The organism is Microbacterium sp. W1-4-2 (assembly GCF_058349885.2).
On sequence record NZ_JBYRJC020000002.1, the window covers coordinates 983,345 to 1,007,939 of the forward strand.

General features: G+C 71.7%; 29 protein-coding genes. 7 read left to right on the plus strand and 22 right to left on the minus strand.

Annotated elements, in window-relative coordinates; all coding sequences use genetic code 11:
* The first annotated feature begins 43 nt into the window (after window positions 1-43).
* Window positions 44-1,258: a Fic family protein gene (locus AC3RX0_RS12315; RefSeq protein ID WP_491506268.1), complete on the plus strand. Its 1,215-nt coding sequence runs from the start codon at window positions 44-46 to the stop codon at window positions 1,256-1,258.
* Window positions 1,259-1,282: 24 nt separating this feature from the next.
* Here AC3RX0_RS12315 and AC3RX0_RS12320 read toward each other — a convergent pair whose 3' ends face one another.
* The 16 genes from AC3RX0_RS12320 to AC3RX0_RS12395 form a co-directional block, all read right to left on the minus strand.
* Complete coding sequence (locus AC3RX0_RS12320; protein ID WP_491506269.1) at window positions 1,283-2,443, minus strand: flagellar hook protein FlgE; 1,161 nt, start codon at window positions 2,441-2,443, stop codon at window positions 1,283-1,285.
* A 19-nt stretch (window positions 2,444-2,462) separates the two neighbouring features.
* Complete coding sequence (locus AC3RX0_RS12325) at window positions 2,463-2,900, minus strand: flagellar hook assembly protein FlgD (RefSeq protein ID WP_491506270.1); 438 nt, start codon at window positions 2,898-2,900, stop codon at window positions 2,463-2,465.
* 14 nt (window positions 2,901-2,914) lie between these two features.
* Window positions 2,915-4,339, minus strand: a complete 1,425-nt coding sequence (locus AC3RX0_RS12330; RefSeq protein ID WP_491506271.1) for a flagellar hook-length control protein FliK — start codon at window positions 4,337-4,339, stop codon at window positions 2,915-2,917.
* Window positions 4,336-4,755, minus strand: coding sequence for a flagellar FliJ family protein (locus tag AC3RX0_RS12335; protein WP_491506272.1), 420 nt, complete (start codon window positions 4,753-4,755; stop codon window positions 4,336-4,338). The genes AC3RX0_RS12330 and AC3RX0_RS12335 overlap by 4 nt, the downstream gene beginning before the upstream one ends.
* Window positions 4,752-6,047, minus strand: coding sequence for a FliI/YscN family ATPase (locus tag AC3RX0_RS12340; RefSeq protein ID WP_491506273.1), 1,296 nt, complete (start codon window positions 6,045-6,047; stop codon window positions 4,752-4,754). The genes AC3RX0_RS12335 and AC3RX0_RS12340 overlap by 4 nt, the downstream gene beginning before the upstream one ends.
* Window positions 6,044-6,667, minus strand: a complete 624-nt coding sequence (locus AC3RX0_RS12345; protein ID WP_491506274.1) for a FliH/SctL family protein — start codon at window positions 6,665-6,667, stop codon at window positions 6,044-6,046. The genes AC3RX0_RS12340 and AC3RX0_RS12345 overlap by 4 nt, the downstream gene beginning before the upstream one ends.
* Window positions 6,657-7,661, minus strand: a complete 1,005-nt coding sequence (gene fliG / locus AC3RX0_RS12350; RefSeq protein ID WP_491506275.1) for a flagellar motor switch protein FliG — start codon at window positions 7,659-7,661, stop codon at window positions 6,657-6,659. Before fliG ends, AC3RX0_RS12345 begins: the two co-directional genes overlap by 11 nt.
* The gene (gene fliF / locus AC3RX0_RS12355; protein ID WP_491506276.1) at window positions 7,658-9,298 is read right to left on the minus strand and encodes a flagellar basal-body MS-ring/collar protein FliF; all 1,641 of its coding nucleotides are present in this window, start codon (window positions 9,296-9,298) and stop codon (window positions 7,658-7,660) included. The genes fliG and fliF overlap by 4 nt, the downstream gene beginning before the upstream one ends.
* A complete protein-coding gene (fliE, locus tag AC3RX0_RS12360; RefSeq protein ID WP_491506277.1) occupies window positions 9,298-9,615 on the minus strand; it encodes a flagellar hook-basal body complex protein FliE in 318 nt (105 codons plus the stop codon). Before fliE ends, fliF begins: the two co-directional genes overlap by 1 nt.
* Complete coding sequence (locus AC3RX0_RS12365) at window positions 9,612-10,007, minus strand: flagellar basal body rod protein FlgC (RefSeq protein ID WP_491506278.1); 396 nt, start codon at window positions 10,005-10,007, stop codon at window positions 9,612-9,614. The genes fliE and AC3RX0_RS12365 overlap by 4 nt, the downstream gene beginning before the upstream one ends.
* Window positions 10,004-10,348: a flagellar basal body rod protein FlgB gene (locus tag AC3RX0_RS12370; RefSeq protein WP_491506279.1), complete on the minus strand. Its 345-nt coding sequence runs from the start codon at window positions 10,346-10,348 to the stop codon at window positions 10,004-10,006. Before AC3RX0_RS12370 ends, AC3RX0_RS12365 begins: the two co-directional genes overlap by 4 nt.
* Before the next feature lie 110 nt (window positions 10,349-10,458).
* Entirely contained in the window at window positions 10,459-10,725 is a 267-nt protein-coding gene (locus AC3RX0_RS12375; protein ID WP_491506280.1) for a hypothetical protein, read from the minus strand.
* Window positions 10,722-11,138, minus strand: a complete 417-nt coding sequence (gene fliS, locus AC3RX0_RS12380; protein ID WP_491506281.1) for a flagellar export chaperone FliS — start codon at window positions 11,136-11,138, stop codon at window positions 10,722-10,724. The genes AC3RX0_RS12375 and fliS overlap by 4 nt, the downstream gene beginning before the upstream one ends.
* Entirely contained in the window at window positions 11,135-12,523 is a 1,389-nt protein-coding gene (gene fliD, locus AC3RX0_RS12385; RefSeq protein WP_491506282.1) for a flagellar filament capping protein FliD, read from the minus strand. Before fliD ends, fliS begins: the two co-directional genes overlap by 4 nt.
* A gap of 70 nt (window positions 12,524-12,593) precedes the next feature.
* Window positions 12,594-13,769 carry a flagellin N-terminal helical domain-containing protein gene (locus AC3RX0_RS12390; RefSeq protein ID WP_491506283.1) on the minus strand — a complete coding sequence of 392 codons (1,176 nt, stop codon included), beginning with the start codon at window positions 13,767-13,769 and terminating at the stop codon, window positions 12,594-12,596.
* A gap of 104 nt (window positions 13,770-13,873) precedes the next feature.
* Entirely contained in the window at window positions 13,874-14,677 is an 804-nt protein-coding gene (locus AC3RX0_RS12395; protein WP_491506284.1) for a sigma-70 family RNA polymerase sigma factor, read from the minus strand.
* Between the two features lie 218 nt (window positions 14,678-14,895).
* On the opposite strand from AC3RX0_RS12395, the gene flgN reads away from it, so the two are divergent.
* The 4 genes from flgN to AC3RX0_RS12415 are packed head-to-tail and all read left to right on the plus strand — an operon-like array spanning window position 14,896 to window position 18,064.
* Window positions 14,896-15,378, plus strand: a complete 483-nt coding sequence (flgN, locus tag AC3RX0_RS12400; RefSeq protein WP_491506285.1) for a flagellar export chaperone FlgN — start codon at window positions 14,896-14,898, stop codon at window positions 15,376-15,378.
* A 13-nt stretch (window positions 15,379-15,391) separates the two neighbouring features.
* On the plus strand, window positions 15,392-16,798 hold the full coding sequence (gene flgK, locus AC3RX0_RS12405; RefSeq protein WP_491506286.1) for a flagellar hook-associated protein FlgK: 1,407 nt from the start codon (window positions 15,392-15,394) through the stop codon (window positions 16,796-16,798).
* 25 nt (window positions 16,799-16,823) lie between these two features.
* The gene (flgL, locus tag AC3RX0_RS12410) at window positions 16,824-17,696 is read left to right on the plus strand and encodes a flagellar hook-associated protein FlgL (RefSeq protein ID WP_491506287.1); all 873 of its coding nucleotides are present in this window, start codon (window positions 16,824-16,826) and stop codon (window positions 17,694-17,696) included.
* Window positions 17,693-18,064 carry a flagellar assembly protein FliW gene (locus AC3RX0_RS12415; RefSeq protein ID WP_491506288.1) on the plus strand — a complete coding sequence of 124 codons (372 nt, stop codon included), beginning with the start codon at window positions 17,693-17,695 and terminating at the stop codon, window positions 18,062-18,064. The genes flgL and AC3RX0_RS12415 overlap by 4 nt, the downstream gene beginning before the upstream one ends.
* A 70-nt stretch (window positions 18,065-18,134) precedes the next feature.
* Here the strand turns inward: AC3RX0_RS12415 and AC3RX0_RS12420 are convergent, their stop codons facing one another.
* From AC3RX0_RS12420 to AC3RX0_RS12435, 4 genes are all read right to left on the minus strand, one after another.
* Window positions 18,135-18,311, minus strand: coding sequence for a CsbD family protein (locus tag AC3RX0_RS12420; RefSeq protein WP_491506289.1), 177 nt, complete (start codon window positions 18,309-18,311; stop codon window positions 18,135-18,137).
* Window positions 18,312-18,466: 155 nt separating this feature from the next.
* A complete protein-coding gene (gene panB, locus AC3RX0_RS12425) occupies window positions 18,467-19,348 on the minus strand; it encodes a 3-methyl-2-oxobutanoate hydroxymethyltransferase (RefSeq protein WP_491506290.1) in 882 nt (293 codons plus the stop codon).
* Window positions 19,348-20,205, minus strand: a complete 858-nt coding sequence (panC, locus tag AC3RX0_RS12430) for a pantoate--beta-alanine ligase (RefSeq protein WP_491506291.1) — start codon at window positions 20,203-20,205, stop codon at window positions 19,348-19,350. The genes panB and panC overlap by 1 nt, the downstream gene beginning before the upstream one ends.
* 1 nt (window position 20,206) lies before the next feature.
* Entirely contained in the window at window positions 20,207-20,920 is a 714-nt protein-coding gene (locus AC3RX0_RS12435) for a DUF2520 domain-containing protein (RefSeq protein ID WP_491506292.1), read from the minus strand.
* Window positions 20,921-21,061: 141 nt separating this feature from the next.
* On the opposite strand from AC3RX0_RS12435, the gene AC3RX0_RS12440 reads away from it, so the two are divergent.
* Both AC3RX0_RS12440 and AC3RX0_RS12445 read left to right on the plus strand, forming a co-directional pair.
* On the plus strand, window positions 21,062-21,454 hold the full coding sequence (locus AC3RX0_RS12440) for a four-helix bundle copper-binding protein (protein WP_491506293.1): 393 nt from the start codon (window positions 21,062-21,064) through the stop codon (window positions 21,452-21,454).
* Window positions 21,455-21,642: 188 nt separating this feature from the next.
* Window positions 21,643-22,341, plus strand: a complete 699-nt coding sequence (locus tag AC3RX0_RS12445; RefSeq protein ID WP_491506294.1) for a GDSL-type esterase/lipase family protein — start codon at window positions 21,643-21,645, stop codon at window positions 22,339-22,341.
* Between the two features lie 42 nt (window positions 22,342-22,383).
* Here the strand turns inward: AC3RX0_RS12445 and AC3RX0_RS12450 are convergent, their stop codons facing one another.
* The gene (locus AC3RX0_RS12450; RefSeq protein ID WP_491506295.1) at window positions 22,384-22,737 is read right to left on the minus strand and encodes a hypothetical protein; all 354 of its coding nucleotides are present in this window, start codon (window positions 22,735-22,737) and stop codon (window positions 22,384-22,386) included.
* Between the two features lie 121 nt (window positions 22,738-22,858).
* Window positions 22,859-24,574: an aa3-type cytochrome oxidase subunit I gene (gene ctaD / locus AC3RX0_RS12455; RefSeq protein ID WP_491506296.1), complete on the minus strand. Its 1,716-nt coding sequence runs from the start codon at window positions 24,572-24,574 to the stop codon at window positions 22,859-22,861.
* Window positions 24,575-24,595 lie beyond the last annotated feature (21 nt).

The window sequence follows — 24,595 nt, forward strand, 5'->3', positions numbered from 1 at the left end:
TTGAGCTGCTTAACGCTTGGTAATTCATGAGATAGTCAGGTTTGTGGACGCTGAAGATCCCCTGTCGCTTGTCGGCTGGCCCGCGCATGCCGCGCAGACCCTCCCGTGGCACCAGCGAGTCAGGGGCGGTACGCGGGAAGATCGGATGACGACGTCGGTGGATGCCTCGATCCCCCCGGCGATCGCAGAACTCGACTTCATTCCCCCCATCCCGGCGGTTGTCGCGTCGGAGCAAGCACTCCTGGCCGTCGCCCAGGCCGATACCGATGCGGAGGGGCATTCCGCAGCCGTGAGCTGGTTCATGATGAGAACCGAGTCCGTGGCATCTTCCAAGATCGAACGCATCACAGCGACGGCGACCGACTACGCCAAGGCGCTGGCCGGCAATCGCTCGAACTCATCGGCGACGAGCATGGTGGCCGCCGGCACGGCACTGCACGGTCTGGTCATGGGGGTCGGCACCCGTGCCGTGTTCAGCCTCGACGATCTGCTTGCAGCCCACCACGCTCTGATGAGGGATGACCCGATGGAGGCCGGCTATGCAGGCCGCCTCCGCGACATGCAGAACTGGATCGGCGGCAGCGACCACTCACCGCGCGACGCACTCCACGTTCCGCCCGCACCGGAGCGTGTTCCTGCCCTGATGCGCGATCTGATCGCCTATCTGAACCGAGACGACATCCCGGTGATGGTGCAGGCGGCGATCGGGCACGCGCAATTCGAGTCCATCCACGCATTCACGGACGGCAACGGCCGTATCGGCCGCGCCCTGGTGTCGGCTGTGTTCCGCCGTCGCGGCGTCACCCGTAATGCGGTCGTCCCGCTCGCGAGCGGCCTTCTCGCCAAGCGCGACGACTACTTCGCAGCACTCGGCGACTACCGGCAGGGCGATCCATCGCCCCTCATCGACCTGTTCGCCCGATCGGTGCGCGCGGCAGCGGTGTGCTCGCGCGCGTCGATCGCCCGGATCAAGGCGCTGCCCGAGGAATGGGCCGCCGAGTTGCGCCCCCGAGCGGGATCCGCTGTCGCAGCACTGATCCCGGCGTTCTACGATCACCCTGTGATGGCGGCCGACGAGATCGAACAGCGTTCGGGGTCGTCGGAGCAGCAGACGTACAAGGCCATTGCGCGGCTCGCCGACGCTGGGCTCATCCAGGAGATCACCGGGCGAAAGCGCGATCGGGTGTGGGTCGCCGCCGAGCTGCTCGCGGAACTGGACGACCTCGATCGGCGCATCCAGGCGGAGATGAACCGGTGAGTGCGCAGAAGGCGGTCAGCGGCGTCAGCGCTTCAGGTTCGTCAGCTCCTGCAGCACCTCGTCGCTCGTCGTGATGATGCGCGCGTTCGCCTGGAACCCGCGCTGGGCGACGATGAGGTTGGTGAACTCCTGCGACAGGTCCACGTTCGACATCTCCAGGGCGCCGCTGATGATGTCGCCGAAGCCGTCTTCGCCGGCGCTGCCGATCGTCGGCTGACCCGAGTTCACGCTCGGCCGGTACTCCGACGAGCCCGCCTTCTCGAGGCCTCCGGGGTTGGTGAAGTCCGCCAGGGCGATGCGCGCGAGCACCTGCGTCTTGCCGTTGCTGAACGTGCCGATCAGACTCCCGTCGTCCGAGAGCGCGTACGAGTTCAGCGTGCCGGCGGGCTCGCCGTTCTGCGTGTCGAACGCGACGGTGCTGACGTCGGCGTAGCCGGTGACGGCCGACAGGTCGACCTGGATGCCGCCCGAGACGATCGAAGCGGCCCCGGTCTGCCGGCCGTCGGCGAAGGCGATCGAGGTCGTGGCGCCCGCGCCGTCGGCCACGTCCCAGCCGCCCGCGGTGCGGGTGAAGGTCAGGCGCAGCATCGCGCTCTTGCCCTCGGCGTCGTAGACGCGAACGTCGCGCACGAGCTGCTCGCCGACGGCGGTCTCGGACGGCAGGTTGCCGGTCACCGTCGCCGCGGTCGTGGCGGTGGCCGGCAGGGTCACGCCCACGGGCAGCGTGATGTCGCCGACGCCCTGGCCGGGGCGGATGACGCCGTCGACGGCGGTCCAGCCCTGCACGAGCGAGCCGTTGGAGCTGACCAGCCGTGCGCTCGCGTCGAAGGAGAAGCCGCCGTTGCGGGTGTAGTTGGTCTCGGCGCCGTTGCGCACGACGAAGAAGCCGTCGCCCGAGATCATGAGGTCGGTCGGCACGCCGGTGGACTGCGCGGCGCCTTGGGCGAAGTTGGTGCCGATGCCGGCCACCTGCACGCCCAGACCCACCTGCGCGGGGTTGGACCCGCCGGCGCCGTCCTGCGGGATCGTGGAGTTCTTCACCAGCTGCGACAGCGAGTCGCGGAACTGCACGGCCGACGACTTGAAGCCGGTCGTGTTGACGTTCGCGATGTTGTTGCCGGTGACGTCGAGCATGGTCTGGTGCGAGCGCAGACCCGAGATGCCTGCGTACAGCGAGCGGAGCATGGTGTGCCTTTCAGATCGTTCAGGAAGAGGTGGTGGACAGGCCCGACACGGTGTCGAGCGGGACGGTGGCGGCGCCGATCGTGACGACAGGGACCGGGCCGGCGAACGAGACGGCGGTGACCGTGCCCGACTGCAGTACGCCGTCGGCGTCGGTGTACTCCGCCCGCTGTCCGAGAAGGGATGCCGCGGCCTGCCGCATGCTCAGGGCGAAGGTCTCGTGCGCGGTCGAGGTCAGCGCGGTGAGCTGCTCCATCGAGGCGAGCTGGGTGGTCTGCCCGATCATCTCGTTCGTGTTCATCGGCGAGCTCGGGTCCTGGTTCGCCAGCTGTGTGACCAGGAGCTTGAGGAACACCTCGGAGTCCAGCGTCTGCTTGCGCTGCGCGGCAGGCACGGTCGTGCCGGTGTGCACGCCCTGGGTGGCGACGCCGGCGGAGGCGACAGGGTCGATGGTGGTCATGATGTCCTCTCGGATCAGGCGAAGACGTCGAGCCCGGTGCTCGCCGGCGAAGGGGCGGCCCCGATGCGGGCCGGGGGCTGCGGCGCGTCCTGGCGTGCGCTGCGGGACGCGGTGTCGGGATGCCGGGGCTGCGCGCCGCCCGACGCGTCGCCGCCCGCGGCCTGCGCCGAGCCGTGGGAAGTAGCGGCCGAGCCGTTGGCGAAGCCGCCCGTCGAGCCGCCGCCTGCGCCGCCGGACGCGGCATCGCCGGTCGACAGCGACAGCGACGCCTGGGTGCTCACGGCCGCGAGGTCGCGGCGCAGATCGGCGAGGATCGCCCGCAGCGCCTCGCGCCCCGCATCGGACGGCGCCTGCAGCTCGATGTGCACGACACCGCCGACGATGTGGGCGCGGACGGTCACCGGGCCGAGGTTCTCGGGCGCCACTGTCAGCGTCACGCTGTGCCGGCCGTCGGGGGCCTGGGCGAACGCGACGACCGTCCCCGAGACCTGCGGCGCCAGCGGGGGAGAGGGGGATGCCGCAGCCGAGGGCGGTGGCGCCGGCGTGGCCGGGATGGGCGTCGTTCCGACGGCGATGCCCGGCACGGCGCTGGGGGCCGCGGAACTGGGCTGTACGGAACCGGGCTGTATGGAGCCGGGCTGTATGGAACTAGGCGGCGCGGCCGGGACGGCGTCCGCCGATGCCGCGGAGGCGGTCGATCGCGTGGCGTGCGCAGAGGGTGCGACCGACGCGGCGCGCGTTGGAGCGTCGACGATCGGCGCCCCGCTCGATATGGTCGCTGCGGCCGCCGACGCGCCCGCCGGTGACGGGAACGTCGTCTTCGCGGACGAGGGCCCGGCGCCGCTCGCTCGCGTCGTCCCGCTCGCCGTGGTCGTCCCGTCCGGCACCGGCGACAGCTGCGGCCCCGTTCCGATCGCCGGCGGCACCGTCGTCGAACCCGCCGGGGTCGCAGCCCCCGTGCCGCGCGACGCGGCGCCCGGTGATGCTGTGCCCGGCGATGCGGCGCTCGTCGACGAGTGGGCCGTCGGCGGTGTCGAGGCGGCGACGAGCGCGGCCGCGGCTGCGGCATCCATCGCCGGCGAAGGCACGTCGATGGATCCGTCGGATGCCGGTGTGGCGGCCGGAAGCGGCGCGTCGCCGGGGGCGGTGGTCGCCGCGGCGTCCGAATCGGACGCTGTCTCGGCCGTCGCTGCCGGGATGAGAACCGGTGCGCCGGCGAGCGTCGCGGGAGCGCGCAGGGCGATCGGCGCGCCCGCGGCGTCGGCGGTGTGCTCCGTCGATGCGGCTGCCCTCGGATCGCCGGCAGAGGCGGTCGGCGTCGCGTCGAGGATGCCCTGCAGGGCGCCCGAGAATCCGGCGCCCCCGGTCGCGGGCGGCGTGGTGGCGGCCGGGCGGCGGGTGGCGTCGGCCGGGGCGGCGATGACGCTCGCGATGCTCATGCGTCCCCCTGCCCGCGTGCTCGCAGCGCGATCTCGTCCAGCTCGGCCTGCTCGGCGCGCAGCTCGTCGGCGCGCACCCGCTGCGCGTGCGCCTTCGCGAGCTTGTCGAGCCCCTTCACGTCCCGCCGGGCCGCGTCGTGCGCGCTGCGGGCGGTGTCGACCTCGCGCTGCTGGACCTCGGCCAGTGCGGCCAGGTCGGCCAGCATCGCGCGACCGGCGGCCCGCGACGCGGCCAGGGCCGACAGCGACCGCGCGTCCAGTCCCTCGAGTTCGGCGCCGAGCGCCGCCCGCAGGCGACGGTCGCGCGCCTCGGTCTGACTCGCCTCGATCGACGCGCGCGAGAGGCGCTGGGCGGCTTCGCGCTCTTGGATGCTGCGGACGCTGAGCAGTCCCGACAGCGAGAACGGGCGTTTCACAGGGCACCTCCGAAGGTCGAGACGAGAGCGGCGAGCCGGCGCCACGCCTCGTCGGTCGTACTGGTCTCGTCGAGCGCCTGGATGAGGAACGCCCTGATCGCCCGCTCGTTCGCGATCGCGGCATCCACTCGGGGATTCGCGCCGGACTGGTAGGCGCCGATGTCGATGAGGTCGTTCGCGCCGCGGCGCGCGGCCAGTACCGCCCGCAGCGTCGACACGTGCGCACGCTGCTCGGGCGAGGTGATCTTGCCGGCGACCCGCGACACCGAGGCGAGCACGTCGATCGCCGGGTGGTGGCCCGACAGCGCCAGCGCGCGGTCGAGCACGATGTGGCCGTCGAGGATCGAACGCACCGCGTCGGCGATCGGCTCGTTGTGGTCGTCGCCGTCCACGAGCACCGTGTAGACGCCGGTGACCGAACCGCGCCGATCGGTGCCGGCGCGCTCGAGCAGACGCGCGAGTACGGCGAACGTCGAGGGCGGGTAGCCCCGGGTGGCCGGCGGCTCACCGGCCGAGAGCCCGATCTCGCGCTGGGCCATCGCGACGCGCGTGAGCGAGTCCATCATCAGCACCGCATGGGCGCCCTCGTCGCGGAACGCCTCGGCGATCCGGGTCGCCGTGAACGCCGCCCGCAACCGTGCCATGGCCGGCTGGTCGGAGGTCGAGACCACCACGACCGAGCGCGCCAGGCCCTCGGGCCCGAGGTCGTCCTCGATGAACTCCCGCACCTCGCGGCCGCGCTCGCCGACCAGCGCGATGACCGAGGCATCCGCCTGCGTCCCGCGGGCGATCATCGACAGCAGAGAGGACTTGCCGACCCCGGATCCGGCGAACAGGCCCACGCGCTGGCCGCGGCCGACGGCCGTGAGCGTGTCGAGGACGCGGATGCCGAGGGGCATGGGCGACGCGATGCGATCGCGCTCCATGATCGACGGCGGCTCATGGTCCAGCCTTACGCGCGGCCCCTCGATCGGGCCGCGGCCGTCGATCGGCCGGCCCAAGCCGTCGACCACCCGCCCGAGCAGGGCCGGTCCCACCGGGATGCGCAGCGGTCCGCCGAGGACGCGCACCGGCGCGCCGACGGTGAGGCCCGCGGCCGGCGAGAGCGGCATGCAGCGCAGGCCGGCATCGTCGGTGGCGACGATCTCGGCGAACCGGTCGTCGCCGAGCGAGACCAGGTCGCCGACGGCGCCGTCCACGCCGCGCACGTCGACGCTGAGCCCCCGCACGCGTGAGACCCGCCCGACCCGCTCGGGCAGCGCCGCCGCGCGCACGGCCGCCCAGGCGCTCACCCCGCTCCTCCCGCCACCGCCCGGCGCGCCCGCTCGAGGGCGGCGCCGATGCGGGCGTCGACGAATCCGTCGTCGAGCACCGCCACGGCATCCCCGCGCGCCAGCTCGGGATCGGCGACCGGCGCGATGCCGGCCGGCACCGCGCCGAGCCCGTGCAGCGTGCGCAGGTCGTCGGGGTTCAGCCGCACCCCGCAGACGTCGACGGGGTCGGCCGAGGCGAGCGCCCGGCGGATCGCGGCCGACGCCGCCGCCTCGTCGTCCGCGAGCTCGGCGACGAGGATGACCTCCGCCAGCTCGACGGCGTGGGCGAAGACCTGCTCCTGGGTCGCGGCGGCCAGCTCGTGCGCGCTGCGGGCGACGGCGTGCGTGGCCGCCTGCAGAGCCGCCACCGCGTCGGCGACCCGTCGCGCGGCCGCTGCCTCGCGTGCCGCGCGCTCGGCCTCGGCCTGCTCGGCGGCGGATGCGGCCACGGCGGCGGCGGCGCGGAACCCCTCGGCGTGGCCCGCGGCGTAGCCCAGGCGGTGGGCCCGCTCGCGCACGGTCCGGAGGCCGGCGCCGGCACCGTCATCAGCACCGTCCAGCTGCGGGAACACCGCGGGGGCGAATGCGTCAGGTGACATACTCGTCCTCGTCCGCACGGCGCACCGTGATCTCGCCGACCGCTTCGAGTCCACGGATCGTGCGCACGATCTCGGCGCGCGCCTCTTCGACCTGCGACATGCGCACCGGGCCGAGCAGGCGGCCCTCTTCGTCGAGGGCGTCGCGGTTGCGCTCCGACACATTGCCGCGGATGACCTCGGCGATCGCCGGCTGGGCGCCCTTGAGCGCGAGGGCGAGGGAGCGGATGTCGATGCCCCGCAGCACGCGCTGTGCGTCGCGGTCCTCGAGCTTGACGATGTCGGCGAACGTGAGCATGCGCGATCGGATGTCTTCGGCCAGCGCGCTGTCGCGGGCCTCGATGCTCGCCAGCAGGGACTTCTCGGTCGTCGCGTCAGAGCTGTTGATGATCTCGACGAGCGGCTCGACGCCGCCCAGCGTCTCGGGGGCGTCGCGCGTCGCGAAAACGCCGGTGCGCGCGCGCAGGGCGTCGCTGACGACCGTGATCGCCTCTTGCGTGGCGGTGCCCATCGTCGCGATCGACTGTGCGACATCGGTGCGGGCCGGATCGGGAAGGGCGGCCAGCACCGCGGCGGCCTGGTCGACCGGCAGGTGCGCGAGCACGAGCGCCACCGTCTGCGGCAGTTCGCCGTCCAGCAGGGTCGCCAGCTGTGCGGGCGCGGCCGCGCCCAGGAAGTCGAACGACGCGTTCGCGTGCGTCGTCGTCACGCGGCCGAGCACGTCGGCGGCGCGGTCGGCGCCCAGCGACGCCTCGAGCAGGCGCGCGGCGATGTCGCGGCCGCCGCGCGCGGGCGGCAGGTGTCCCGCCGCCAGGTGGTGGAAGTCGCCCAGCGCGCGCGCCGTGGTCTCGGCATCCAGCCGTCGCATAGCGACGATCTCGGCCGCGATGGCCTCGGCCTCGTCTTCGGACAGGTGTTTCATCACCTCGACCGCCTGCGCGCGATCGATGTTCATCACGACGACGGCGGCGGTCTGGCGGCCGGTGAGGGCGATCATGCGTCCTGCCTGTCGTCGATGAGGCGGCGCAGCAGCTCCGCGGTGCGCCGCGGATCGCTGCGCGTCAGCGCCTCGAGTTCGGAGCGCCGCCGCTGAAGCCGCACCTGCGCGGGCTCGAGCTCGAGTTCGAGGTCGGGGTCCGGCTCGGTGGCCGGCTCGGGCTCGGTGAACTCGAGCGTGGCCACCGGCGCCGGCTCGACGGCGGGCGGCGTGGCCGGGCCGGTGAGCGACCGGGGTCGGCCGTCCAGCAGCGGCACGTACGCGGGTTCGTCGTCGTCGTCGCGCGAACGGCGGCGCGCTCGCATGACGACGAACACGATCAGGGCGATCAGCAGCGGCAGCGCGATGCCGGCCGCGATGAACAGTGCGTTGCGCATGCCCGCCTGCCGCTCCGCCTCGGCCGCGTCCTTCGCGGCCTTCAGGGCGTCGCGCGCGGCCTTCGCCTCGGTCTGGCTGAACGAGACGAACTCGACGGTGACGACGTCGCCGCGCGCCGTGTCGGCGCCTGCGGCCGTGGCGACCAGTCCGCGCAGGGCTGCGGCATCCACACTCCCCGCCGCGGTGGAGTCCACCGCGACCGAGATCGACTGGCGTCGCAGCGACCCCGCCGGCGTCGTCGTGGTCTGGGTGGTCTTGTTCACGACGTTGTTGCGGGTCACCTCCGTCGAGCGGCGGTCGCTGCCGTTCTGGCCCGACGGGACGGCGATGTTGTCGGGGCCGAGCACGCCGGCGTCGCCCCCGCCGCCGGTCGAGGTCTCGGTGCGGGTCTGCTCGCTGGCCGGGGGCGCTCCCTCGGCCGGCGTGTACGTCTCGTCCTGGCGCTGGTTCGTCGAACGGTCGATGTCGGCCGACACCGTGACCGTCGCATTGCCCGGGCCGACGACGGTGTCGAGCATGCGCTGGACGCTCGAGGCGATCCGCGTCTCGTAGTCCCCGGCCTGCTCGTCGATGCCGCCGGACTGGCCGACGCCCACGGCCGAGAGCGTGCGCCCGGTCTGGTCGACGACGGCGACGTTCTCGGGCTTCAGGCCCGTCACCGCCGCCGAGGTCAGGTGCACGATGGCCTCGACCTGCTGGGGAGAGAGGGTCGAGCGGTCGCCGACCTCCACGAACACGGATGCCGTGGGGTCCTTCGTCTCGGAGACGAAGACGCTCTCTTCGGGGATGGCGAGCTTGACCGATGCGGCGCTCACACCCTGCATGGAAGAGATCGTGGCGGCCAGCTCGCCCTCGATCGCGCGCTTGTAGGTGACCGATTGCTGGAACTCTGAGGCGGTCACCCCCATCTTGTCGAGCAGCGTGTAGCCGCCCGAGCTCGCGCTGGGAAGACCCGCCGACGCTGCGGCGAGTCGCTGGTCGTAGACGTCGTCCTTCGGGACCAGCACCGTCGATCCGCCGTCGGTCAGCTCGTACGGCACCGACGACGACCGCAGCTGCTCGACCACGGCGTTCGCGTCGGCGGCGCTCAGGCCCGAGAACAGCGGCGTGTACGCGGGGCGGGTCAGCCAGCTGAACAGGGCGACGCCGCCGAGCACGAGCACCGCCAGCCCGATCACGGCGATCGTGCGCTGGGCGACGGTGAAGCCTGCGACGAACGCCGAGATCCGTCGCAGAGCGGTGCTGACCGGCTGGGGCATCAGGCCTGCATCCGCATGATCTCGTTGAACGCGTCGACGCCCTTGTTGCGCACGGCCGCGACGAGTTCGAGGGTGACGGCGGCGCGGGTCGAGGCGATCATCGCGGAATGGATGTCGTTCAGGTCACCCGAGACGGCGGCCACCGCCAGCGCGTTCGAGGTGGACTGCAGGGAGCTGAGCTGGTCGACGGCGCCGGCCATGCTCGTCGCGAACGCCGATCCGCTGCCGTCCGCCGCGTTCGTGACGGCGGGGCCGGTCGGGGCGGCGACGGTGGGCAGCGCGGCCGCGACCGCGCCGACGGCCGGCACGGCGCTCATCGGCCGCGCCCGATCTGCAGGGCGGCCTCGTACGTGTTGCGCGCGCGGTCGACGACGCCGGCGCTGGCCTCGTAGCCGCGCTGGGCGAGGATCAGCTGCGCCATCTGGTCGCCCAGGTCGATGTCGGGGTACCGGACGTAGCCGGCCTCGTCCGCCAGCGGGTTGTCGGGCTCGAGCACCAGGCGCCCCTCGGCGTCGCCGAGCTGCGTGCCGGCGACGTACACCCCGGGCGAGGTGGCGCTGGTCTGCACCTGCACGTAGCGTTCCCGGAACGCGGCGTCGGTGGGAGCGACGGCCGTGTTGATGTTGGCGATGTTGTCACTGAGCGCGTCCAGCCACTTGCGGTGCACGGTCAGGCCGGTGCCGGCGATGCCGATCGCGTCGAAGGTCATGATGTGGTCCGCAGCGCCGTGCGCACCGAGGTGAGCGAGCCGTCGATCGCCTGAGAGGCGAACTGGTAGCGCAGCATCGTGTCGATGCTCGAGAGCGTCTCGGTGTCGAGGTTGACGTTGTTGCCGTCCAGCCGGGTGGGCTCGAGGGACTCGGCGACCGTCGCGGTGGCGCGCCCCGTGCCGTCGGCGACCGATGCCGCGAGCGCCTCTTCGAACCGCACGCGCTTGACGTGGTACGCGGGCGTGTTGATGTTCGCGATGTTGTCGGCGATCGCCCGCTGTCTCAGCGAGAGGCCGTCCAGCGCGCTGCTGAGCGCCGAGATGGTCACAGAATCGAGCACAGGCCCGTCCCCCGTCGTCGGTCGGTGGTGGCCTGTCCGTGGCCGAGTCCGTGAGCGATCCCTGCTCGCTGTGCTCTATCGGCGCGTGCCCGCGATTCGTTAGAGCGTTCTCATAGATCGAGGTCGAGCAGCGCGGGGGCGTCGCCGCGGATGGGTGGGATGCGGCGCAGGGCGGCGATCTGCTGCCGAAGGTCGTCGAGGGCGGCGCTCACCTCGTCCATCCGCTGCCGCTGACGGTCGCGGATGCGCTGGGCGCGATCGGCGAGATCCTCCGGCAGCGGCCGCCCGACCGTCGCCCACGGTCGGGCGGCCGTCGCCGGAAGGTCGAGATCCCGCTCGAACCGGTCGAGCAGCGCCCCCCATGACGCGTCGGTCACGCGTCGGCCCCGGCGAGTGCCGCCCCCGCGAGCGGAGCGCCGGCGAGAGACGCGGCTGCATCGTGCCAGGCATCGCGCAGCGGGCGCACGAGCTCGAGGCACGCGTGCGCGCGCTCGGGGTCGCGCCCGACGTTCGCACCGATCAGCGTCTGGGTGAGGAACGTGTACAGCGCGCGCAGTCCGGCGCTGCCGTCCCACGCGTCGGTCAGCGACGACGACAGCTCGGTCACGATCGCCTGCGCGTGCTGCAGCTGGGCGTTCGCGGTTATCCAGTCTCCGGCGCGCTGCGCGGCCTCGCCCCGCTCGATGTCGAGCACGAGCCGGTCGTACAGCATCGTGACCAGCCGCTCGGGCGCGGCCGACAGGATGGCGTCGTCGCGGTAGCGCTGCTGCGCCTTCAACGCGGCGTTCATGAGGTCGATCCCTTCTGCGCCGTGGGCAGGCTCGCCAGCTGTGATGTGAGATAGGAGGACTGGGACTGCAGCTGCGAGAGCATCGTCTCGAGGTGCGAGTACGTGCGCTGGAGCGCCGCCTTGCGCTGCTCGAGGCGCACGTCCCAGCGTGCGATCTGGTCGCCGAGCGCCTTCACCTCGCCCTGCTGCCCGACGATCCGGGTGGTCAGCAGGCCGTCGTACTGGTCGGAGTAGCGGGCCGAGACATCCTGCACCCGCGCTGCGATCCCGGCGAACATCGCCTGCGTGGCCGCTGGGTCTTCGGCCAGAGCCGTCGCGAACTTCTCCTTGTCGAACGTGAGCACCCCGTGGCGGTCGATCGAGATGCCGATCGTGGACGGCGAGACCCCGTCGACCGGATGCTGGATCGCCTCGGTCAGCGCCTGATGCATGGCGCGCACCGTGCTGTCGCCGGTGAACACGCCGAGTGTGGTGGTGCCGCCGGGCGCGTCGGGCACGGTGGCGGTCGATCCCTTGTCGATGCGGGTGAGGATCGAGGCGACCTGTGCGATGAAGTCGCCGGCGGTCTTGGCCCGGGCGGCGGTGTCGGCCGACACGCCGATCGAGACCGGCTCGGCCGATGCGGCGGTCACCGTGATGTCGACGCCCGGGAACAGGCCCGCGAACGTGTTGCCCGACGCCGTGACGACCTGTTCGGCGGCCGTCCCTGCCCACAGGCGCAGCTGCGCGTCCGAGCCGACCGTGACCACCGCGCCCCCCGGGGCGGTGGTCACGTCGACTGCGGTCCCAGCGTCGACCGCGGCGACATCGCCCCGGTAGACGCGGAACTCTCCTGCCGCGCCGGTCGCAGCCGCCGTCAGCTGCAAGCGGTAGGCGGCACTGCCGTCGGCTTCGGTGCCGGCGCGGACGACGGTGGCGGTGATGCCCGTCCCCGCGGCCGAGATGGCGCGGGCGACGTCTTCCATCGACGTCGAGGCGGCGGTCACCTGCACGCGCTCGCCCGCCGCGTTCTCGAGGGTGAGCACCGGCGGGTCGTCGGGCCAGACGGCCGATGCGGCGGTGACGATCGTGTGCGCGCGGGCGATGCTGTCGACCACGATGGCGGCTGAGGTCGGGGCGGCCTCGGCGGTCGCGACGACGGTCACGGCGGACGAGGACGACGAGGTGGCGAACTGGGCGAGCGCGGTGGGCGACCCGGCCTTCTCGGCCTGGTCGGCGAGGCTCTGGATGGCGGCGTTGAGCGACTGCAGCTGCGAGATGATGCCGCTCTTGTCGTCCTTCTTGGCCGAGAGCAGATTGCGCGGGATGGCCTCCACGTCCATGAGGGACTTGATGAGGGCGGTCGTGTCGAGGCCCGACACGAGGCCGTCGATCGAGAGTCCCATGGGAGTCCTTCCGCGTCAGTAGGGGGGGGGTGGGGGGCGGCTCCGGCAGGGCCCGGAGCCGCCCGGTATGTCAGCGCAGCAGCTGCAGCACGCCCTGGTTGGCCTGGTTGGCCTGGGCGAGCATGGCGGTGCCTGCCTGCGACAGGATGTTCTTCGCCGTGAACTTGACCATCTCGGACGCCATGTCGGTGTCGCGGATGCGGCTCTGCGCGGCCGACAGGTTCTCTGCCGACACGTTCAGGCTGTTGATGGTCGACTCGAACCGGTTCTGGTTCGCACCCAGGTCGGCGCGGGCGGCCGAGATCTGGGTGATGCTGCGGTCGATCATCGCGATCGACGCCTGCGCGTTCGCGGCGGTGTCGAACTTCAGGCCGCCGCTGAGCGAGGTCCCGGCCACGCCGGCAGCCAGGCCCGCGCCCGGTGTGGCGTTGTCGGCGTCGGCGAGCGTTCCCCCGTTGAGGGCCGTGACGACGACGCCGACACCTGCTCCGTTGGCGTCCTTCTGCACCGAGACCGAGAAGTTCGCCGCGAAGTCGGCGTCGCCGCGGAGCGCGTCGGCGTACGCCTCGACGCTCGAGAAGCTGCCCACCGCGCCGAGGTCCGCGGTCGTGACGGTGGTCGTCTGACCGCCGTTGGTGACCGTGAACGTCGCCGGTCCGCCCAGGGCCGCGACATCCCCGATCGCGAAGCCCGTGCCCGTCGTGGTGAGGTCGCCGCCCGCGAGCTGCTGTGCGATCTCCTTGACGTTGGCGGTGCTCAGGTCGACCGTGATCTGGCTGCTCTGCACTCCGTCGGCGCCGACCTGGAACTTCAGCTGCGAGTTCGAGCCGTCCAGGAGGTTGATGCCGTTGAAGTTCGTGGAGTCGGCGACCCGGCTCAGCTCCGAGACGAGCTGGGTCGCCTCCTTCGCGATCGCGTCACGCGACTCCTTGTTATTGGAGTCGTTGCCGGCCTGAACGGACAGGTCGCGCAGACGCTGCAGGATGGAGTGGACCTCGGTCAGGGAGCCTTCTGCGGTCTGGATGACCGAGATGCCGTCCTGGGCGTTGCGGGCCGCGACGTTCAGGCCGTTGACCTGCGAACGCAGGCCCTCGGAGATCGCGAGGCCCGCCGCGTCGTCCGCGGCCCGGTTGATGCGCAGACCGCTCGAGAGCTTCTCGAGCGACTTCGACAGGTCGTTCTGCGTGCTGGCGAGATTGCGGTAGGCGTTCAGTGCCGACACGTTGGTGTTGATCTGCATACCCATGGTGTTGCTCCTCCGTGATGGGGTACCTGGCAGCCCGTCCGTGGGCTCCGCTGAGACCTATCGGCCGCGTGCGCGGACGGGTTAGCCGGGATGCGCCGGGTGGCTCAGAGCGCGATCGCGGTGCGGGCCAGCACACTCGCCACGCGATCGCCGCCGGCCTCGCCCATCCGCGTGAAGAACGCGTCGCGCGTTGACGGCGACACGCGCGAGATCGGCGCAGCGGCCTGCCCGTCGGCGAAGTACCGTTCCAGTGCGTCGCGCAGCAGGCGCACGGCCTCGGACCGCTGCTGCGAGACGGCCGAATGCGAGACCCCAAGCTGCTCGGCGATCTCTTTCACGGGGCGCTCGTCGACGTACACGGCCTGCACGATGAACCGCATGCGCTCGGGCAGGGCGCGGACGGCCGCGGTCAGGACGTGGCGGCGCTCGGCGAGCACCGCCGACTCCTCGGGCAGCGGGAAGCCGCTGCTCAGGGCATGTGCGGCCGGGTCCTCGAGCGTCGTGACGCTGCGCGAGGCGTCGGCCAGCGCCTCGGCGACCTCGCGCGCGGACGACCCCATCGCGATCGCGATCTCGGCGACGGTGGCGTCGCGCCCGAGCCCTGCCGTCAGGGTCTCGCGCACAGCGATGGTCTCTTTGATCCGCTTGCGGATGCCGCGCGAGGCCCAGTCCATCGCGCGCATCTCGTCGGCGAAGGCGCCCAGGATGCGCCGCCGCGCGTAGGCGCCGAACGGAACTCCCAGCGTGGGATCGAACGCGTCAGCGGCCGTGACCAGCGCGAGGGCACCGGCGCTGGCGAGCTCTTCCCGGGGCACGTGCGTCGCGCGCGCATGCGTCTCGGCCGCGAGATACCCGACGAGAGGCAGGTTCTCCTCGATGAGGCGGTTGCGCTCGGCACGCGTCTGCATGGGGATGTCTCCATCTTGCGCGAGTCCCCAGCACGCCCTTCTCACGGCCCCCAGTAGGCTCGGCTCCGACGGAACCCGACCAGATGAGGCATCCTCTCTCCGAAGAGGAGAAAAATGAGAAAACGCTCATCTTGTCGCGATAACCATATGTGAGGCCCGGCCGATAGGGCAAGAAGATCTCCGAAATCGTCGTCCGCTCCTGGGGAAGAAGGACTCACATGGCAACCAACGAGCTGTCGATGCGGCTCTGGCACGAGCGTGAGCTGCTCGAGATGCTGCTGTTCAAACTCGAGGTGCAGCGGCTGCTGCTGGCCGCCGGCGACGGACGCTGGATGCACTTCGCCACGAACGAGATCGAGCATGTCCTGGAGCGGTTGCGCACCACGACCGTGGCCCGGGTCGTCGATGCCACCGCGGTCGCCGAGGAGTGGGGCGCCCCCGAGGCCGCCACGCTGAAAGAGCTCGTCGAGCACGCCCCGACCGACGCGTGGCGCGAGGTGTTCGCCGACCATCTGCGCGTGCTCACCCAGCTGGTCGCCGAGATCGGGCAGCTGCGCGACGTCAACGTGCAGCAGCTGAGCGCGGTGCTGCGCACGACGCAGGAGACGATCGCGGGGCTTGGCGCCGACACCGGCGAGTACACGACCGACGGCGCGCGGGCGCGCGAGGACGCCGCCCGCATCGTCGACACCCGGATGTGAGCGGAAGAGCGGCATGTCGACCTTCAGCGGATTGAACACGGCGGCCTCGGGCCTGGCTGCGGCGCGTCGCGGCATGGACGTCGTCGGGCAGAACATCGCCAATCAGAACACCGTCGGCTACACCCGGCAGCGGGTGACCACCTCGGCCATGGGCGCCCCCGCATCGACCGGCCGGTTCACCCAGGGCGCCCTGCCCGGTCAGGGCGTGGCGGTGGACGGAATCGCCCGCCTCGGCGACGGGCTGCGCGACGCCCGGGTGCGCGACACGCTGGCCGCATCCGGGTTCTGGTCCACGCGCGCGCTCGCCGCCACGACCGCCGAGGCGGCACTGGCCGAGCCGACGTCCGACGGGCTGGCCGCCCGGCTGTCGGCGTTCTGGGCCGGATGGCAGGACCTCGCGAACACACCCGATTCCGGTGCCGCGGCAGCGGTGGTGATCGGGTCCGCCCAAGAGCTCGCCGGGCGCCTGGCCGACGGCTATCGCACGGTGGCCGCGCAGTGGGCCGACGCCCGCACGGGCGTGGACCGCACGGTCGTGCAGCTGAACGCCGCGGCCGATCAGATCGCTGCGCTGAACACGCAGATCCGGGATGCCGCGGCATCCGGTCGGCCGGCCAACGAGCTCGTCGACCAGCGCAGCGTGCTCGCCCAATCCGTCGCGCGCATGGCCGGCGGGCGCGCGACGGTCGAACCCGACGGCACCCTGACCGTGCGGATCGACGGCAACGCCTTGGTGTCGGGCGGCCACGCCCGCCACCTGGCCGCGACCGGGCCCGTCTCGATCGACGCCGGCCGGCCGGTCTCGCTGCGGTGGGACGACACGGACTTCGCGGTCACGCTGACCGACGGCGAACTGGGCGGCACGCTCGCGGTGCTCGCCCCCGCCGATCAGGGCGGCACGCTCGCGCAGCTGGCCGGCTCGTACAACGCGGTCGCCACGACCCTCGCCGACCGGGTGAACGCGCAGCACCGGCTCGGGGTGACCGCCTCGGGCGCCGCGGGCGGCGACTTCTTCGCAGTCGCGACGGCGGGCCCCGCCGCCCTCGGGCTCAGCGTCGTGCCGACCTCGGTCGCCGAGCTCGCCCTGGCGACGCCCGGCGCCGGCGCCGCCGACGCGACCAACGCCGACGCCCTCTCGCAGCTGGGCGTCGGCGACGGCTCGCCCGACGCGATGTGGGCCGACCGGATCCTGCGCCTGGGCGTCGCCACGGGCGGCGACGTGCAGCGCGCCCGCCTTTCGGAGTCCGCGGCGGTGGCGGCGGCGTCCGCGCAGCAGTCGGTCGCGGGCGTCGACGGCGACGAAGAGACGATCAGCCTGCTGTCGTACCAGGCGGCGTATCAGGCGGCGGCCCGCGTGATCAGCGCCGTCGACGAGGCCCTGGACGTCCTGATCAACAAGACCGGCATCGTCGGCCGATGAACGGAGGAGTTCGATGATCTCGCGCGTGACCGCCCCCGCCATGGCGCAGTCGGCGATGCGCCACCTGCAGGCGAACCTGTCGCAGCTCGCGCGCCTGCAGGACCAGGCGACGTCCCAGCGCGCGTTCACGGCGCCGTCCGACGACCCGGCGGCGGCCGCGACGACGCTGCAGGTGCACGCGCAACAGCGACGCAACGACCAGTACGCGCGCAACATCGACGACGGCCTGGCCTGGGTCTCGACCGTCGACAGCGCCATCACGTCATCGACGTCGCTGCTGCAGCGCGCCCGCGATCTCACGGTGCAGGGCGCCAACGACGGGGCGCTGGATGCCACGGCCAAAGAGGCGATCGCCGTCGAGCTCGAGAGCATCCGCGACGAGCTGCTCGCCCAGGCGAACACGACCCTGCTCGGGCGTTCGGTCTTCGCCGGCACGAGCGACGCGGGCGCCGCGTTCGACGCCGACTACGGCTACACCGGAACGGTCGGGTCGGAGGTGCGCCGCCGCGTCTCGGACGGGGTGACCGTGCGCGTGGACGCGGACGGCGCGGCCGTGTTCGGCGTCGGCGCCGGCTCGGTGTTCGCGCTCCTCGACACGGTCGCGGCCGATCTGCGCGCCGGTGCCAACGTGGGCGGTCACCTCACGGCGATCGACGAACGGATGACCGCTATGCTCGGTGCCCAGGGCGCGGTCGGCGCCCGCCAATCTCAGATCGAGCGCGCCAGGGGGGCCGCCGTGGACGACTCCGTGTCGCTTGAAGCCCGTCGTGCCGCGGTCGAGGACGTCGACTCGGTCGAGGTGCTCGTGCGCCTGCAGTCGCAGGAGCTCGTCTACCGCTCTGCACTGGCCGTCACCGGACGGGTGCTGCAGCCGTCGCTCATGGAGTTCCTGCGGTGACCGCCGCCCTGTCGTTCGTGACGCCGCCGCCCGGCTTCGCCCCGCACACCGAGTTCGCCCTCGAGGCCGTGGCCGGCGCCGACGGGCTGTTCACGATGCAGGCCGCGCACCAGCACGAGCTGCGCGTGTACCTCGTCGACCCGCAGACGGTGCTGGCCGGCTACGCGCCCACGCTCACCGACGATCAGGTCGCAGCCCTCGCGCTCGACGGCCCCGACGACGCCTTCGTCCTGGTGGTGGCGCATCCGACCGACGAGGGCGTGAGTGTCAATCTGCTGGCCCCGGTCGTGGTCAACCGTGCCACGGGGACGGCGGCCCAGCTGATCCTCGAGGACCAGGACTATCCGCTGCGCACGATGCTGGGCTGAGACCGCGCTGGGCTGAAACCGCGCGGCGGCGGGACGGAATGTCCGCCCCGCCGCCGCGCCGTGCGCCGACTCATCGGTCGTCGAAGTGCTCCTTGGCCTCTTCGATCTTCTCCTTGATGTCGGCCTTCGCCTGATCTGCCTTGCCCTTCATCCGAGTGGACTGGTCATCCGTCGCCTTGCCCCACGCCTCTTCGGCCTCTCCCTTGGCGTGCTGGGCGGCGTTCTGGGCGTGCTTTCCCACGCTCATGATGTTCCCCCTTCGGGTCGGTCGTGCCCGGGTCGTCTGCCGCGGGCTGTACGGGCAAGTAAACGGCGGGCGCACGTCCGGCGGCAGGGGATTGCCCGCGCGACCGGCGGCACCTATGATGGCGCGCCGCAGCGCGGCTCGGGCGGGCGGGGCGGTCAGTCGGCCCCGGCGAGCACCGACAGCAGCAGCTGCAGCCGTGCGGCTTCGCCCGGCTCCATCGCGTAGCCGTGCTCGGCGGCCGGGTAGCCGCCGCCGCGCACGTCGTCGACGTAGGCCGAGACGCCGTCGACCATCGCCGAGCGCAGCTGCGCGTAGCGCTTGACGAACCGGGCGGCGTGTCCGTCCGAGATGCCGAGCAGGTCGTGGAACACCAGCACCTGCCCGTCGGTGTCCGCTCCGGCGCCGATGCCGATCACCGGCACGTCCAGCCTCGGCACGATCGCCGCCGTCGCCTCGCTCGGGATCGCCTCGAAGACCAGGGCGAAGCATCCCGCCTCTTGCAGTGCCAGCGCGTCCCGCGCCACCTGCAGCGCCGCTTCGGCGGTGCGCCCCTGCGAGCGGTAGCCGCCGATGGCCGTCGCGGTCTGCGGCGTGAGCCCGACGTGACCCATCACCGGGATGCCCGCCTCGACGATCGCACGCGCGCGGGCGACGGTCGTTCCCCCGCGCTCGATCTTGACCGCGTCGCACCCGGCCTCTTTCACGAACCGCTGCGCGGTGCGCACGGCCTGCTCGTCCGAGGCCTCGTACGAGCCGAACGGCAGGTCGCCCACCAGCAGCGGCGTCGTCAGGCCCCGGCGCACAGCCCGGGTGAGCATCAGCATCTCATCGACCGACACCGGCACGGTGCTGCCGTAGCCGAGCACGGTCATGGCGCCCGAGTCGCCGACGAGCACGACATCGGCGCCGGCCGCGTCGGCGACCTGCGCGCCCGGACAGTCGTATGCGGTGACCATCGCGATCGGTTCGCGGGCGGCCTTCTTCTGGACCAACGACGGGATCGTGACCCGCGCCGGCCGCGGAGCGTATGCGGACATCAGCGCCGAGCCTCCAGCATCCTGTTGTCGATGAGCCGAGCCGCGCCCACGTGGGCGGCGACCGCCAGCAGTGCCTCCGGGGCGACGGCGTCGACCGGGGCGAGGTCGTCGGGCGAGCGCAGTTCGAGGTACTCGGGGTCGATTCCGGATGCCGCGAGCACGGCTCGCGCGGCCGCCAGCACGGGCTCGGCCCGCGTCTCGCCGAGCGCGACGACGGCGTCGGCGGCGGCCAGCGCCCGGTTCAGCGCGGTCGCCCGCGCACGGTCGGCGGCGTTGAGGTACGCGTTGCGCGAGCTCATCGCGAGCCCGTCCGGCTCGCGCACGATCGGGCACGCCTCGATGCGCACCGGCAGGTCGAGATCGCGCACCATGCGGCGCACCACGAGCACCTGCTGCGCGTCCTTCTGGCCGAAATACGCGACGTCGGGGGCGACGATCGCGAACAGCTTCGCGACCACGGTGGCCACGCCGTCGAAGTGGCCGGGGCGGGCCGCGCCGTCGAGCACCTCGGCGACGCCGCCGACGTGGATCGCGGTGGCGAATCCGTCGGGGTACATCTCGTCGGCCGACGGCGCGAACAGGACGTCCACACCCTCGGCCTCGGCAAGGTCGGCGTCGCGCTGCTCGTCGCGGGGGTAGGCGGCCAGGTCCTCGCTCGGGCCGAACTGCGTCGGATTCACGAACAGCGACACCACCACGAGGTCGTTCGCGGCGCGGGCGCGCTGCATGAGCGAAAGGTGGCCGCGGTGGAAGGCCCCCATGGTCGGCACCAGGCCGACGCCGCCTCCCGACGTGCGCGCGGCGCGCGCATCGGCGACTGCCGCGCGCACCTCGGGCACGGTGCGGACGATCCTCACCTCACACCCTCCTTTCGGCCGCGAGCACTCGGGTGCGCGTGGTGAGCATATCGAACAGCTCCAGCAGCTCGGGTGCGGTCGCGGCGACGGCCGCGCGCTGCCGGGCGACCGTTTCCTCGTCGCCGCGGGCGACCGGGCCGGTGAGGGCGGATGCCGCGCCGAGCGCTGCCCAGTTCTCCACCGTCGTGCGCACGAGCGGTGCCAGCAGCTCCCGCACGCGTTCGGCCGGCATCGCGGCGGTGGCGAGCTGCTCGGCGGCGGCCTCGAGCGTGACGAGGAAATTCGAGGCGACCGAGGCCGCCGCGTGATAGGCGGCGCGGTGCTCGTCGGCCAGCACGAACGGCCGCATGCCGAGCGTCTCGGCCAGCCGCCGGGCGACGCGCTCCGCGTCGGGTGTGCGGCCGGCGATGGCCGCGCCGACACCGCGCAGGACCGCGGCATCCTCTTCTCCGGTGAAGGTCTGCAGGGGATGGACGCCGAAATCGACGTCGTCGATCGTCGTCGCGCCCGAGGTGTGGCCGAGGAACGTCGCACGACCCGCGGCGGCGGCCGCGGCATCCCGGATCTCACGGTCGGGCACGCACAGCAGCGCGACCTCGGCGCGGGGGATCCGTTCGCCCCGGCGCAGCGGCCCGTGCGTGGTCACGCCCGCCGAACGCAGTGCGCGGGCCAGTACCGGGCCCACGCGGCCGGCGCCGATGACGGTGACATCCATCGGGCCCATTCTCTCACCGCCGCGGGCGGGCGAATCGGCCATCGACGCCGGAGCGCTGCGGGTCTACCCTGGCCTCAGGCGGGTCATCCTGCCCCGCCCACGAATGCCGGAGAGCCGGAGGGCGGGTCGACGATGGATGCGATGATGATGGGCGCGATGGACAAGAGCATGATGTCCATGCCCGGCATGGCCGAGATGGACATGGCCATGATGCAGGAGTGCATGGACGCGTGTTCGGCCTGCGAGCAGGCCTGCACGATCTGTTCGATGCAGCTCATGGACTGTTCGCCGGCGTGCATGAACTGCGCCGACATGTGCAACACCATGATGCGCGCGATGATGCGCATGCAGGGCATGACTCCCGCCTCGATGATGGCGATGCTCGACGCATGCGTGGCGATGTGCCAGACGTGCATGGACGAGTGCATGCAGCACGCCGCCGAGAGCGCGGTCTGCAAGATGTGCGCTCAGGCCTGCCAGGCCTGCATGGACGCGTGCATGAAGATGCGCACCGCGATGGCCGCGATGGCCTGACCGCCGGGGCTTCGCACCGGCTCTCCAGCTCCGCTCTGTCGGGCGGAGCGGCGCGGGTCTACGATCCGCATATGAGCGCTGTCCGCCCCCTCCGGGGCCGCTGGGTGTCAGCCTTGGCGGTCGCCGTTGCATGTCTCCTGGTTCCGTTCGGAACCGTCGCAGCCCACGCGGATCAGCAGGATTCGCCGGTGGCCAAGTACGTCGCCCTCGGCGACTCCTATGCCGCCGGACAGGGCGCCGGCTCCTATCTCAACGATTGCCTGGTCAGTTCGAACGGCTATCCGGCGCTGTTGGATGCCGCGCCCCAGCCGATGATCAGTCTGCTGCGCGATCCCGCCTGCACCGGAGCGACGACGGGCGATGTCTTGGCGTCGCAGCTGTCGAGCCTGAACAGGGGCACGACGCTGGTGACCGTCACCGTTGGGGCCGACAACCTCGATCTCGCGGCGATCTTCGCGGCGTGTGCGCAGGACCCGACCGGAGAGCCGTGCGAGGCCGCGATCGGGCACGCCCTGGCCGTGCTGCCCACGATCGGCTCTTCGGTGGCGACCGTCATCGCCGGCGCGCACGCTCGCGCACCGTGGGCCACGGTTGTCGTGACCGGCTACGCCGTGCCGTTCGCACCCGGGCTGGCGGAGCATTCGTTCATCGACGGCGTCGTGAACCAGGGCGTCATGGCTCTGAACCTGCAGATCGCCGGCGCGGTCGCGGCCGAGGCGGCCGCGGGAGTGCCGGTGCGGTTCGCCCCGGTCGATTTCAGCGGGCACCGGATCGGGGATCTGGACGCGTGGCTGAACGGCGACCTCTCGGATCCCGGGACGTTCCTGCACCCGACCGCCGCCGGTTACCGGGCGTACGCCGCAGCGATCCTCGCGGTGCTGGACTAGTTGTACTGCCCAGGCAGTACAACTAGGTGACAGCCCGCGCGGTCAGTCTGCGAGCGCGGCGACGTTGTACCGGACGCGCCCGATCGCCAGCACGCCGTAGCGGGCGTGCAGCGCGACCGGGGTGCCGGGTGCGACCTCGAGGGCTGCTCCGCCGCCGTTCCACAGCACGTGGGTCTCGCCCTCGATCGTGTGCAGCGTGATCGTGCCGGCTGCGGCATCCACCGTCGTCACCAGGGCGTCGGACCACTCGGCGGGCGTGGCCGAAGCGAGTCGCGCCTGGATCAGGTGCAGGGCGTGCCCCGCCGCGAACGACGAGCAGACTTCCCCGTGCCGGCACATGCACGCTGCACGCTCACGCACCTCGAAGGGCGTTGTGCGGGTCAGCGGCGTGTTCACGGGAGTCTCCTTCTCGTCGGGATTCTTCGAGAGTACGGGGATGCCGCGCATCGGCGAAGCGATGCGACACAGGGCGAAACATTCCGGCCGCGGGTGCCGGCCGGGACAGGAGCCGGGCGCGTCAGCGCGGCACGAGCATGTCGGACTCGGCCGATGCCTCAGGATGGTTCAGGTCGAACGCGGGCCGCTCGCTGCGGATGCGCGGGATCGACGTGAAGTTGTGCCGCGGCGGCGGGCAGCTCGTCGCCCATTCCAGCGACCCCCCGTAGCCCCACGGGTCGTTCACCGTCACCCGGGGCGCCTTGCGCGCAGTGATCCACACGTTGAACAGGAACGGCAGAGTCGAGGTGCCCAGCAGCATCGCGCCGATCGTGGAGACCTGGTTCATCCAGGTGAACCCGTCCGATGGGGCGTAGTCGGCGTAGCGGCGCGGCATCCCGGCAACGCCCAGCCAGTGCTGCACGAGGAAGGTCATGTGGAAGCCGATGAACAGCATCCAGAAGTGGATCATGCCCAGTCGCTCGTTGAGCATCTTGCCGGTCCACTTCGGCCACCAGAAGTAGAAGCCCGAGAACATCGCGAACACGACCGTGCCGAACACCACGTAATGGAAGTGCGCCACCACGAAGTACGAGTCCGTGACGTGGAAGTCGAGCGGGGGAGACGCGAGGATCACGCCGGTGAGCCCGCCGAACACGAACGAGGTCAGGAACCCGATCGCGAACACGATCGGCGTCTCGAACGTGACCGAGCCGCGCCACATCGTGCCTATCCAGTTGAAGATCTTCACTCCGGTGGGCACTGCGATCAGCATCGACATGAGCGAGAAGAACGGCAGCAGCACTGCGCCCGTCGCGTACATGTGGTGCGCCCACACCGACACGGACAGGGCGGCGATGGCGATCGTGGCATAGATCAGCGTCTTGTAGCCGAACACCGGTTTGCGGCTGAACACCGGGAACACCTCGGTGATGATGCCGAAGAACGGCAGCGCGATGATGTACACCTCGGGGTGGCCGAAGAACCAGAACAGGTGCTGCCACAGCAGCACCCCGCCGTTCGCGGCGTCGTACAGGTGCGCGCCGAGGACGCGGTCGGCCGCCCCGGCGAGCAGGCCCGCCGCCAGCACGGGGAACGCGATCAGAACCAGGATGCTGGTGATCATCGAGTTCCACGTGAAGATCGGCATGCGCCACATCGTCATGCCGGGTGCGCGCATCGTGATCGTCGTGGTGATGAAGTTCACCGCGCCGAGGATCGTGCCGAAACCGCTCATCGCCAGGCCCAGGAACCAGAGGTTGCCGCCGGCGCCGGGCGAGAACGTGGCGTTCGCGAGCGGTTCGTACGCGAACCAGCCGAATGCCGCCGCACCCTGCGGCGTGAGGAAGCCTGCCGTGGCGATCGACGAGCCGAACAGGAACATCCAGAACGCGAACGCGTTCAGCCGCGGAAAGGCGACGTCCGGCGCCCCGATCTGCAGCGGCAGGATGGCGTTGGCGAAACCGGCGAACAGCGGCGTCGCGAACATCAGCAGCATGATCGTGCCGTGCATCGTGAACAGCTGGTTGTACTGATCGGCCGTCGGCAGGATCTGCAGGCCCGGCTCGAACAGCTCGGCGCGGATGATCATCGCCATCACGCCGCCCAGCAGGAAGAACAGGAACGACGCGATCAGATACATGTACCCGATCGTCTTGTGATCAGTGGACGTGATCCATCTGACGACGATATTGGCTTTGGACTCTACGCGGATGCGATGCGTGAGCAGTTCGGCCTGGCGAGGCGGGAGCGGAATCGTCTTCGGGTCTGTCAGGTCGACCGGTGTAGTGGTCGCCATATCCGCATTCTTCCACCATTC